This window comes from Streptomyces sp. NPDC088197 (genome assembly GCF_044741185.1).
In the GTDB taxonomy this organism is placed as follows: Bacteria; Actinomycetota; Actinomycetes; order Streptomycetales; family Streptomycetaceae; genus Actinacidiphila.
Window position 1 is genome coordinate 382899 of record NZ_JBIUSD010000002.1, and the last position, 12095, is coordinate 394993.

Consider the following 12095-nt stretch of genomic DNA (forward strand, 5'->3'; position numbering starts at 1 on the left):
CCTTCCCGGCATCCGGGGAGACCGGGAGAAGACGTGCGAGCGCCCGCGTACCCCCAGGTCAGGGGGTACGCGGGCGCTCTTTTGATCACCCTGCGTGAAACTCAGCCGAACAGGTTGTACGCATTCCAGCCGGTCCCGATCTTGACCTTGGCCGCGTAGGGGCCGGACGCGGAGCCCGTGCCCTTGTACAGCCACAGCGTGCCCGAGGCGTCCCGGGCGATCAGGTCGGCCTTGCCGTCGCCGGTGATGTCACCGACGGCCGCGAAGGCGTTGTACGCGTTCCAGCCGGTCCCGATCTTCGTACGGGCCGCCCAGGGCCCGGACGCGAGGCCCGTGCCCTTGTAGAGCCACAGGGCGCCCGCGCTGTCCCGCGCGATGATGTCGGGACGGCCGTCGCCGGTCAGATCGCCCTTGCCGTAGATCTGGCCGTTGAAGATGTCCCAGCCGCCGCCGATCTTGGCGCGGGCGCCGAGGGCGCCCTTGCCGTTGCCGGGGTAGAGCCACGAGTTCCCGCTGGTGTCGGTGGCGACCACGTCCGGCAGACCGTCGCCGTTGACGTCACCCGGCGTGATGATCGACTTCATGACGTTCCAGCCCGGACCGATCAGCACATTGTTACCGCTGTATCCGTCCAGCCAGAACAGCCGGCCGTCCGTGGTGCGGACGACCAGGTCCTGGTAGTCGTTCCGGTCCAGGTCGCTCTGACGGACCAGGTTCAGTCCGCTGAAGTCGCCCATCGACGCCTTCGGGGCGAAGGCGCCGCCGGTCGACACGTACTCGTACGCCGATCCGGCCGGTGTCACGGCGACCAGGTCGGCCTTGTCGTCCAGGCTGAGATTCGCGTCGTCGATCCGGGGGTTGACGGCGCCGACGTAGGCGCTGACCCGGCTGAAGACGCTGTACGTGCCCTGCGCGACACAGTCCTTGGTGCCCCACGAGACGACGCCGACCAGCTTCCCGGCGACCACGAGCGGACCGCCCGAGTCACCGTTGCAGCTCGCGGTGGTCCCGGCGTCCGCGCCGGAAGCGGGCGCTCCCGCGCAGACCATGTGGCCCGCGACGAATCTCGACCCGTACACCGTTGTGCACGCGGTGTTCGCGGCGACCGGCAGGGTCGCCTTCCGCAGCGTCTGCGAGGGGTCCGGGCTGCCGGAGCTGGTGCGCCCCCAGCCGTAGACGGTTCCCTGGGTGCCGGTGACGTACGAGGCGCTGTCGGTCGCCGTGGTGATCGGCAGCGGCTTGGCCGTCGTGGGGACGTCGAGCGTCAGTACGGCCACGTCGTTGTCGTACTCGGGGTTGTCGTACGTCGGGTTGCTCCACTGCCGCCACACGCCGGTGGCGGTACCGCCGTGCAGATCCGTGGTGGTGCCGTCGGCGCTGTCGGTGGGGAGCTGGTCGGTGCCGCCGATGACGACACCGTGCAGATTCCAGTTGAGGCCCGCGACGCAGTGGGCGGCGGTCAGGATCTTCGACGGGGACACCACGGTGCCGCCGCAGAAGAAGCTGTCGTCGTCCTTCGTCGAGTCGGTGCCCTTGTCGTCGAAGTACCAGAGCTGGACCATCCACGGCGCGCTGGAGATCGTCGTGGTGGTGCCGCCGATGATCTTCGGGTCGACCGTGTGCGGGCCGGCGGAGAGCTTGGTGCGGGACGGGCCGTCGTCCGCCGCCACCGCGCCCGCGACGCGGGCGCGCAGTTCCGCCTGGGACGGCGCACTGGGGTGCCCGGCCGGGTGGAGAACGGGCGGCTGCGGGTCGCCGGCCTGGGCCGGCGTCGCCAGGAACAGACTCACGGCGCCCGCGGCGACCGTGGCTGCGAGGACCGCTGTACGGCTGCGCCGCCAGCGCCCCCGGCCCTCATGGGCAGAGAACACTCAGAACTCCTGTCGTAGAAATGCGCGACGGCCGCCAACGGGCGGTGGCCGCACGGGAGATGTGCACAGGAGCGAGTAGCTGACCGGACGTCGGCGAAAAGGGGCGCGGGCAGGCTGAAGCACAGCCCTGCGGCCGGGTCGGACGTCCGAAGATGGTTCCCCCCACCTGCGACTGGCAGATCATATGACTGCCAGCTTGGCCCGGACCACCCTCACCGGTAGCCGGGAACACATGTTTGAGCAAAGAAACAGCTCGGCCCGCCGGGAAACCGGCGGGCCGAGCTGTTTCTCGTCTGTCCTGACCGGAAGGTCAGTCGTTGTTGCCCGGCGTCGTCTTCGCGATCTGCATCAGGAACTCCGCGTTGGACTTCGTCTGCTTCATCTTGTCCAGCAGCAGCTCGATCGCCTGCTGGGAGTCGAGAGCGTGCAGAACGCGGCGGAGCTTCCAGACGATCGCCAACTCGTCCCGGTCCAGCAGGATCTCTTCCTTACGGGTACCGGACGGGTCGACGTCCACCGCGGGGAAGATCCGCTTGTCCGCGAGCTTGCGGTCGAGCTTGAGCTCCATGTTGCCGGTGCCCTTGAACTCCTCGAAGATCACCTCGTCCATCCGCGAGCCGGTCTCGACCAGCGCGGTGGCCAGGATGGTCAGCGAGCCGCCGTCCTCGATGTTGCGCGCCGCGCCGAAGAACCGCTTCGGCGGGTAGAGCGCGGTCGAGTCGACACCACCGGACAGGATGCGGCCGGAAGCGGGCGCCGCCAGGTTGTACGCGCGGCCCAGACGGGTGATGGAGTCGAGCAGCACGACCACGTCGTGGCCCAGCTCCACGAGCCGCTTGGCCCGCTCGATGGCCAGCTCGGCGACCGTGGTGTGGTCCTCGGCGGGGCGGTCGAAGGTCGAGGAGATGACCTCGCCCTTCACCGACCGCTGCATGTCGGTGACCTCTTCGGGACGCTCGTCGACCAGGACGACCATCAGGTGGCACTCGGGGTTGTTCGTGGTGATCGCGTTGGCGATGGCCTGCATGATCATGGTCTTGCCGGTCTTCGGCGGGGCCACGATCAGACCGCGCTGGCCCTTGCCGATCGGCGACACGAGGTCGATGATCCGGGTGGTCAGCACGCCCGGGTCGGTCTCCAGACGGAGCCGGTCCTGCGGGTACAGCGGAGTGAGCTTGTTGAACTCCGGACGGCCGCGGCCGGAGTCGGCGCCCATCCCGTTCGCGGAGTCCAGCCGGACCAGCGCGTTGAACTTCTCGCGGCGCTCGCCGTCCTTGGGCTGCCGTACGGCGCCGGTGACGTGGTCGCCCTTGCGCAGGCCGTTCTTGCGGACCTGGGCGAGCGAGACGTACACGTCATTGGGACCCGGCAGGTAGCCGGAGGTCCGGATGAAGGCGTAGTTGTCGAGGATGTCCAGGATGCCCGCGACGGGGATCAGCACGTCGTCGTCGGAGACCTGGACCTCGCCGCCGCCGAACTCGTCACGGCGGTTGCCCCGCCCGCGGCGGTCGCGGTAGCGCCCGCGCCGACGGCCGCGACCGTCGCCGAACTCGTCGTCGTCCTGCGCGTTGCCGCCGCCGCCCTGGCCGCCCTGCTGCTGGTTCTGGCCGCCCTGGCCGCCGCCCTGCTGCTGGTTGCCCCGGTCGCCGCGGTCGCGGTTCTGCCGGTTGCCGCCGTCGCGGTTGCCGCCCTCGGCGCCGTCCTCGCCGCGCCCGCGGCGGTCGCGCTGCCGCTCACGGCGGTCGCCGCGCTGGCCGCGCTGCCGGTCCTGGCGCTCGTCACCGGACCCGGCGGCGCCGCCGCCGTTCTGCTGCTGCTTGCCGTCGCCCTTGGCGTCCTTGGCCTCGGTACGGCTGTCGGTCTTGCCCTCCGCGGTGTCGGCGGCGGCCTCGGCGGCGCGCTCGGCCTTCGCGGCCGACTTGGCCTGCTCACCGGCGGGCTGGCCGGGAATCTCGATCTGCTGGGGCTCCGCGGGCGCGGTGGCGGCGGCCTTGGCGGGGGCGGCCTTGGCCGCACCGTCCGCCTCGGCGGGCGCCTCGGCCAGCCGGGCCCGCGACGTCGCGCGGCGCTTGGGCTTCTCGGCCGCGGGGGCCTCTGCCGCGGGCGCGGCGGCCTGGGCCGTCGCGGCGCCGCCGCCCGCCTGCTTCTCCTTGATGGTCTCGATCAACTGGCTCTTGCGCATCCGCGCGGTGCCCTTGATCCCGAGACCGGAGGCGAGCTGCTGCAACTCGGCCAGGACCATGCCGTCAAGACCGGTCCCGGACCGGCGTCGCCGTGAGGCACTGGCCGTGGCAGCACCGGTAGCAGGCGCGTCGGCATCGGACGCGGCGACAGAGTTCTCTGCGCGCACGCCCATCAGATCGGTGGTGTCGCTCACGAAGGGTCCTTCCCTGGAGCGGACGTCGGCCTGTCTGGCTCGGCGACCGGTCGTGCTGTCCGGATCTGGGCGTTTCCGCTGCTCAGAGCCGGGGCGGTGGTCCGCCTGACGGCGGCAGAAATACATTCGGGGCTCGGCACGACAAGGGTTCTGGTGCCGACTCCGGAGCGTGCTCGACACTGCGCAGGACTGCTGCCTATGCGGTGTGGGAGGCTCCCGGAAGATAAGCGGTCCCACGGAAGGGACACAGTGCATCGCGCCCATTGGGCGTCGAATGCAGGCTTGAGGTTAACACTACCGGATCCAACAAACATTCCCCCTCTCTACGACCGGCAATCGTGTCACTGCCCCCCTGCGAGCGGCAGGACACTGGCTCCGGCCGTGTCGAGCGCCAGACGGTTGGCCGCCCAGCCCTCGCCGGCGAGCCGGGTGACCTTGTCGGCGGCGCCCTCCTCGGTGAGCGCCAGCACCGTGGGTCCCGCACCGGAGATCACGGCCGGTACGCCGTCGGCGCGCAGCCGGTTCACCAGCGCCAGGCTCTCGGGCATGGCGGGCCCGCGGTAGTCCTGGTGCAGGCGGTCCTCGGTGGCGGGCAGCAGCAGCTCGGGGCGCCGGGTGAGCGCCTCCACCAGCAGCGCGGCCCGGCCCGCGTTGGCCGCGGCGTCCACATGCGGGACGGTACGCGGCAGCAGCCCGCGGGCGGTCTCGGTGAGCAGGGGGGTGGCGGGCACGAACACCACGGGGACCAGCGAGCGCGCCGGGTCCAGCCGGATCGCGCGGGCCGCGCCGCCCTCGGTCCACGCCAGGGTGAAGCCGCCCATCAGGCAGGCGGCGACGTTGTCGGGGTGGCCCTCGATCTCGGTGGCCAGCTCCAGCAGCGCGATGTCGTCGAGTACGGCGGGGCCGCCTATCGTCACCGCGCGGGCGGCGATGATGCCCGCGCAGATGGCGGCGGAGGACGAACCCAGGCCGCGGCCGTGCGGAATGCGGTTGGCGCACACCACCTCGAGGCCGCGCGGCTGACCGCCCAGCAGGTCGAAGGCGGTCCGCAACGACCGTACGACCAGGTGCTTCTCGTCCCTGGCCAGGGTGTCGGCGCCCTCGCCCGCGATGTCCACGTGCAGGCCGGAGTCGGCGACGCGGACCACGACGTCGTCGTACAGGCCGAGCGCCAGGCCGAAGGCGTCGAAACCGGGGCCCAGATTGGCGCTGGTCGCGGGGACGCGCACTCGTACTGCGGCGGCGCGGAACGCGGGACCGGCCATCGTTCGACGAATCTCCTCGTGCGGTTCGCCCTGCGGGCGCGGCGTCATCGCCGGGCGGCGGGGCGGGGGAGGCACTGCCCATTGGCAACTGCCGGAGTCGGGCACACTGCGGTGCCGCTGAGGTAAGCCTATCGAAGGAAGGTTCTCCTGCGACATAGGGCGCACGAAGAGCGCGTGATGCGTGTCGCCCCTCCCCTGTGCGCCCCGTGCCTGCGGCACGCTTCCCCATGACGGCGAGCCGATCTTTTCAGAGCCGCCGCACCGCCGAGGACGGCGAGCCGATCTTTTCCGGGGCGCGGGGAACTGCGCGACAAGCCCCCACCGGGCTGTCAGCCCGGAAACAGCCGCAACTGCCCCGCTGGGGCCGGTTGTTAGGCCGCGCCACCGTCGGTGGCTGAGCGCGCAGTTCCTCCCCCAGCCTTCGGCCGGGAGGTACCCCCAGCGCCCCTGAAAACCTGGCCCTGCGTCAGCGCGACACCGCGCACCGGCGCCCCGGAAAAGATCGGCTCACCGCCCGGAGACGGCCCGGCTCAGATCAGCCCGAGCCGCTGCGCAGCAGCATCGGCATCGACCGGCACGATCACCGGCTGCGGAGCACCCTCCACGGCCCACCCGGGGTCCTTGAGCCCGTTCCCGGTGACCGTGCAGACGATCCGCTGACCGGGATCCACCTTGCCCTCTTCGCGGGCCTTGAGCAGCCCGGCGACCGAGGCGGCGGAGGCGGGCTCGACGAAGACGCCCTCCTTCGCGGCCAGCAGTCGGTAGGCGGACAGGATCTGACGGTCGGTCACGGCCTCGATGAGGCCGCCGGACTCGTCGCGGGCCTGCTCGGCCTGCTGCCAGGACGCGGGGTTGCCGATCCGGATCGCGGTGGCGATCGTCTGCGGCTGACGTACCGGCGCGCCGTTGACGATCGGCGCGGCGCCGTGCGCCTGGAAGCCCCACATCCGCGGCCGCGAGGCGGACACACCGTCCGCCGCGTATTCGCTGTACCCCTTCCAGTACGCGGTGATGTTGCCCGCGTTGCCGACCGGGAGGAGGTGGATGTCGGGGGCGACACCGAGCGCGTCGACGATCTCGAAGGCGGCGGTCTTCTGCCCCTCGATACGGGCCGGGTTGACCGAATTGACCAGCGCCACCGGGTACTTCTCGCTCAGCCCGCGCGCCAGGTCGAGGCAGTCGTCGAAGTTGCCGTCGACCTGGAGGATGCGGCTGCCGTGCACCAGCGCCTGGCCCATCTTGCCGAGCGCGATCTTGCCCTGCGGCACCAGCACCGCGCAGACCATGCCCGCGCGCACCGCGTAGGCGGCGGCCGACGCCGAGGTGTTGCCGGTCGAGGCGCAGATGACGGCCTGCGCGCCCTCTTCCTTGGCCTTGGAGATGGCCATGGTCATGCCCCGGTCCTTGAAGGAGCCGGTGGGGTTGGCGCCCTCGACCTTCAGGAAGACGTCACAGCCGGTCAGCTCGGACAGGAGCTGGGCGGGGACCAGCGGGGTGCCACCCTCCAGCAGCGTGACCACCGGGGCGCCCGGGGCGACCGGCAGCCGGTCCCGGTACTCCTCGATGATGCCGCGCCACTGGTGGGTGCCCGACATTCGGGGCCGGTCGACGGTTCCGTTGTTCATGGTGCTGTTCATAGCGGGCCCTACTCCCCTTCCACGCGCATGATGCTGGCGACGCCGCGTACGGTGTCGAGTTTCCGCAGGCTGGCGACCGTCGCCGAGAGGGCGGAGTCGAGCGCGCGGTGAGTGACGACGACGAGGGAGGCCTCGCCGTCCTTACCCTGCTGCCGCACCGTGTCGATGGACACGTCGTGCTCGGCGAAGACCGTCGCGACCTGAGCCAGGACGCCCGGTTTGTCCGCCACGTCGAGGCTGATGTGGTAGCGGGTGACCACATCGCCCATCGGGCTCACCGGCAGTTGCGTGTACGCGGACTCGCCGGCGCCGGTGGTCTCCGCCAGCTTGTTGCGGCAGGCGGCCACCAGGTCGCCGAGGACGGCGGAGGCGGTGGGTGCACCGCCCGCACCAGGACCGTAGAACATCAGCCGCCCGGCCGCCTCCGCCTCGACGAAGACCGCGTTGTACGCCTCGCGCACCGAGGCCAGCGGGTGGCTGAGCGGGATCATCGCGGGGTGGACGCGCGCGGTCACCGAGCGCCCGTCGGGGCGGCGCTCGCAGATGGCGAGCATCTTCACCGTGCAGCCCATCTTCCGCGCGGACGCGATGTCGGCGGCGGTGACCTCGGTGAGGCCCTCGCGGTGCACGTCGTCGATGGTCACGCGGGTGTGGAAGGCGATTCCGGCGAGGATCGCGGCCTTCGCGGCGGCGTCGAAGCCCTCGACGTCGGCGGTCGGGTCGGCCTCGGCGTATCCGAGCGCGGTCGCCTCGTCCAGCGCCTCGCTGTACCCGGCGCCGGTGGAGTCCATCTTGTCGAGGATGAAGTTCGTCGTGCCGTTGACGATGCCCAGCACCCTGTTGACCTTGTCGCCCGCGAGCGACTCGCGCAGCGGCCTGATCAGCGGGATCGCCCCGGCGACGGCGGCCTCGTAGTACAGGTCGACACCGTGCTCGGCGGCCTTGGCGTGCAGCTTCGCGCCGTCGGCGGCGAGCAGCGCCTTGTTCGCGGAGACCACGGACGCGCCGTGCTCGAAGGCGGTGGTGATCAGCGTGCGGACCGGCTCGATGCCGCCGATGACCTCGACGACGACGTCGATGTCGCCCCGTTTGACCAGGGCGGTCGCGTCCGTGGTGAGGAGTTCGGCGGGGACGCCCTCGCGGACCCGGTTGGGGCGGCGTACCGCGATCCCGGCCAGTTCGATGGGGGCACCGATCCGCGCGGCGAGGTCGGCGCCCTGCGTCGTGAGGATGCGCGTGACCTCTGAGCCGACCACTCCACAGCCCAGCAGCGCCACCTTCAGCGGACGCGTACGCATCATCCGACCTCGTCTCTCGTACAGCTCCGTGCGGACCCGGGGTCCGTACAGCTCTTGGATGGGAACCAGTCTCACTCACCGGACGGGAGATGCCACGCCCTGTCCGGTGAGTGAGACCGGCCGTTCACCCGGCGATATTTCACGTCACCGAGCGCGTTCGGCCCGTGAGATTACGCGTCAGCGGGCCCTCGTACTGCCGAATCGCCTCAACGTGCTTGCGGGGACGGTGAATTCTTCACCATCGCGGGCGCTTCGCGCTGCCGGCGTCCCGGCGGCGTCTGGCGGCATTTCGGCGGCTCTTCGGCGGCTTTTCCGCGGCCTTTTCGGCACCTTCGGGGTCAGCCGACGTCCAGCCGCAGCAGGTCGTCCTCCGTCTCGCGGCGGACGATCACCCGCGCCCGGCCGTCGGTGACCGCGACCACCGGGGGCCGCAGCGCGTGGTTGTAGTTGCTGGCCATGGCCCGGCAGTACGCGCCGGTGGCCGGTACGGCGAGCAGGTCGCCGGGCGCGAGGTCGGCGGGGAGGAAGGCGTCCTTGACGACGATGTCGCCGCTCTCGCAGTGCTTGCCGACGACCCGGCTGAGCATCGGCTCGGCGTCACTCGTACGGGACACCAGCGAGACGCTGTACTCGGCGTCGTAGAGCGCGGTGCGGATGTTGTCCGACATGCCGCCGTCGACGCTGACGTACGTGCGCAGGCCGTCCAGCGGCTTGATCGTGCCGACCTCGTACAGCGTGAAGGCGGTCGGTCCGACGATCGCGCGGCCCGGCTCGACCGAGAGCCGGGGCACCGCGAGCCGGGCCGCCTCGCACTCGCGGGTGACGATCTCGCCGAGCGCCTTGGCGATCTCCTGCGGCTCGCGCGGGTCGTCGTCGGTGGTGTACGCGATGCCGAGGCCGCCGCCGAGGTCGATCTCGGGCAGCTCGACGCCGTGCTCGTCGCGTACCTCCGCCAGCAGCGACACGACACGGCGGGCGGCCACCTCGAAGCCGGCCATGTCGAAGATCTGCGAGCCGATGTGGCTGTGGATGCCGACCAGTTCGAGGCTCTCCAGCTTCAGCACCCGGCGGACCGCCTCCGCGGCCTGCCCGCCCGCCAGCGCGAGACCGAACTTCTGGTCCTCGTGCGCGGTCGCGATGAACTCGTGGGTGTGCGCCTCGACGCCGACCGTCACCCGGATCTGCACGCGCTGCCGCTTGCCCTGCCGGTCCGCCTCCGCGGCGACCCTGACGATCTCCTGGAACGAGTCCAGCACGATCCGGCCGACGCCGGTCTCCACCGCGCGCTCGATCTCCGCGGTGGACTTGTTGTTGCCGTGCAGCGCGATCCGCTCGGCGGGCATCCCCGCCTCCAGCGCCACCGCCAGCTCCGTACCGGAGCAGACGTCCAGATTCAGCCCCTCCTCGTGCAGCCACTTCACGACCGCGCGGGACAGGAACGCCTTGCCCGCGTAGAAGACGTCCGCGTCGTGCCCGAAGGCCGCCCGCCACGCGCGGCAGCGGGCCCTGAAGTCCGCCTCGTCGAGGATGTACGCGGGCGTGCCGTATTCCTCGGCGAGCGCGCGCACGTCCAGGCCGCCGACTTCGGCGGCGCCGTCGGCGTTACGGGTGACGGTGCGGGACCAGACGCGGGTGTCGAGGGTGTTGAGGTCGGCCGGCGGGGCGGCGTAGTGGCCCTCGGGCAGCACATCGGCGTGGCGGGGCCCGGCGGGGTGTGCGGAACGGCTCACGGTGTCGTCTTTCTTCGCAGATCGGGGGTTGTTTTATGGGGTGCTGGGTTGTGGACCGGCCTCGTCGTCGGCCCGCTGTCGTTCGCCGGGCTTCCGGCCGTCAGACGCGGTCGGGAGCGCTGATGCCGAGGAGGTGGAGGCCGTTGGCGAGCACGATGCCGGTGGCGTCGGCGAGCCGGATCCGGGCGGCGTGGACGGCCGAGGGTTTCTCGTCGCCCTTCGGCAGCGCGGGGCACTCGTCGTGGAAGCGGAGGAAGGCGTCGGACAGCCGTTCCAGATGGCGGGCGAGCCGGTCGGGCGCGCGGCGCCGTGCGGCGGTCTCGATGACGCGGGGGAAGTCGGCGATCAGGCCGAGCAGTTCGGTCTCCGCGGGGTGGTGGTACGGGTCGTCCACCGTGCTCTCGATCTCCACGCCCAGGTCATGGGCGTTGCGGAGCAGCGCGCGGGTGCGGGCGTGGGCGTAGCGGATACGGAAGAGCGGGTTGCTCTCGCGCTGCGCGAGGAACGTGTCGTCCGTACGGGGCGGGTCCTCGGCGGGCGGCCGGAGCAGCGACCAGCGGGCGGCGTCGGGGCCGAGGCGGGCGACGGGGTCGTCCTGGGGTTCGGCCGCCGTCACGCGTTCCTCGGCGGCTCCTGGGGCGGCGCCCGCGGCGCGCAGCAGCCGGTTCACGGCCTCGGCGACGGCCTGGGCCCGTACGGCCCCTTCGTCCGCGGCCACGCCGCCGGCCTCACCGGCCAGGCCGTCCCCGGTCCCGTACTCCGGGCCCTGGGCGCGCACCTGCCGGACGACGTCCGCGTACGCCCACGCGTTGAGGGTGATGTTGAGGAAGCCGGGGCCCGCGATCTCGACCAGCGCGATGCCGGGCTCGGCGCTGAGCCGCCTGCTGAGGATCTCCGCGACCTGTCGCGGCGGGCGCCCCGCGGCTCCCGCGAGCTGCAACGCCACGTTCGTCGCGTAGTCCCCGCATCCCGGCCGCGGCGGTCGCTGCACCACGACTCGCTCCGGCACCTCCACCCCCAGCTCCCCCGCCGCGACGGCACGGCGCACCGTACTCAGCACGGTGCGGGACAGCTCAGCGGGGGTCACGCGGCAAAGCCTAGGCGAGGGGGTGGGCCCGGGGGCGACCGGGTTTTCCCAGGGGGGCGCGGCCCGCGGCTTTGCGGGGGGGGCGGGGGCGTCTTTCGACGCGGGGGGGGCGGGGCGGGGGCCGCACGGGCCGGTGCGGGGTGCGGCGCTAGCTCTACGCAGGGGCAGGCGCCACCGCCCGCAGCGGCGTTACGGGGGCGGGGCGGGCGCGGCACTCTCGCCCTACGGAACGGGCCCCTGCCGAACGGGCTCGGGTACGGTCCCCCGGCCCTGCCCAGGCGCCGGGCTTACGCGGAACCGGGTGCGGAAGCCGTCTGCCCGCGGGGCTCGGGCGGCACGGGGCCGCGCCGGACCAGCCCACGTACGGTCTCCACGAGGTCGGCGGGCTCGAAGGGCTTCGCGACATAGGCGTCCACCCCGCCCGTCCCCTCCGGCAGGGACCCGGCGCTCACCATGACGATGCCCACGCGCCGCGTCTCCGGATCCGGGTCCGCCCGCAGCCGCGCCGCCGTCCGTACCCCGTCCAGCCGCGGCATGACCACATCCAGCGTCACCACATCCGGCCGCACACTGTGCACGATCTCCAGGCACTCGGCACCATCAGCCGCGGTCACGACCTCGAAGCCCTCCAGCTCCAGGTTGACCCTGATCAGTTGCCGGATCACCTTGTTGTCATCCACAACAAGCACCCGGCCGGACGCACCCGCCACACCTCGAAGAGTAGGCGTGCCCCTCTCGATGCGTCCGCGTTTTGCCCATTTCTTCCCCGCCACGGGTGAACCCCCCTCCCCCCAGCACCCCCCACCTCCCCTCCCCCACCCAAACCCTGT

8 protein-coding genes are annotated in these 12095 nt (G+C 71.8%); all 8 read right to left on the reverse strand.

Annotation, left to right across the window (positions count from 1 at the left end):
- Nucleotides 1-101: 101 nt before the first annotated feature.
- Nucleotides 102-1871 carry a trypsin-like serine protease gene (locus tag ACIOC1_RS06485; protein ID WP_401852338.1) on the reverse strand — a complete coding sequence of 590 codons (1770 nt, stop codon included), beginning with the start codon at nt 1869-1871 and terminating at the stop codon, nt 102-104.
- Nucleotides 1872-2181: 310 nt separating this feature from the next.
- Nucleotides 2182-4248 (reverse strand): transcription termination factor Rho, encoded by a 2067-nt coding sequence (rho, locus tag ACIOC1_RS06490; RefSeq protein WP_355344209.1) that lies wholly within the window; start codon nt 4246-4248, stop codon nt 2182-2184.
- A gap of 341 nt (nt 4249-4589) precedes the next feature.
- Complete coding sequence (thrB, locus tag ACIOC1_RS06495) at nt 4590-5513, reverse strand: homoserine kinase (RefSeq protein WP_355344212.1); 924 nt, start codon at nt 5511-5513, stop codon at nt 4590-4592.
- Between the two features lie 530 nt (nt 5514-6043).
- Nucleotides 6044-7150, reverse strand: a complete 1107-nt coding sequence (gene thrC / locus ACIOC1_RS06500; protein WP_401852341.1) for a threonine synthase — start codon at nt 7148-7150, stop codon at nt 6044-6046.
- Nucleotides 7151-7158: 8 nt separating this feature from the next.
- Nucleotides 7159-8451: a homoserine dehydrogenase gene (locus ACIOC1_RS06505; protein WP_355344218.1), complete on the reverse strand. Its 1293-nt coding sequence runs from the start codon at nt 8449-8451 to the stop codon at nt 7159-7161.
- A gap of 335 nt (nt 8452-8786) precedes the next feature.
- Nucleotides 8787-10178, reverse strand: coding sequence for a diaminopimelate decarboxylase (gene lysA / locus ACIOC1_RS06510; RefSeq protein WP_401723571.1), 1392 nt, complete (start codon nt 10176-10178; stop codon nt 8787-8789).
- Between the two features lie 100 nt (nt 10179-10278).
- Nucleotides 10279-11265 (reverse strand): ArgS-related anticodon-binding protein NrtL, encoded by a 987-nt coding sequence (nrtL, locus tag ACIOC1_RS06515; RefSeq protein ID WP_391161548.1) that lies wholly within the window; start codon nt 11263-11265, stop codon nt 10279-10281.
- Nucleotides 11266-11552: 287 nt separating this feature from the next.
- A complete protein-coding gene (locus ACIOC1_RS06520) occupies nt 11553-11945 on the reverse strand; it encodes a response regulator (RefSeq protein WP_391122650.1) in 393 nt (130 codons plus the stop codon).
- Between the last annotated feature and the right edge of the window lie 150 nt (nt 11946-12095).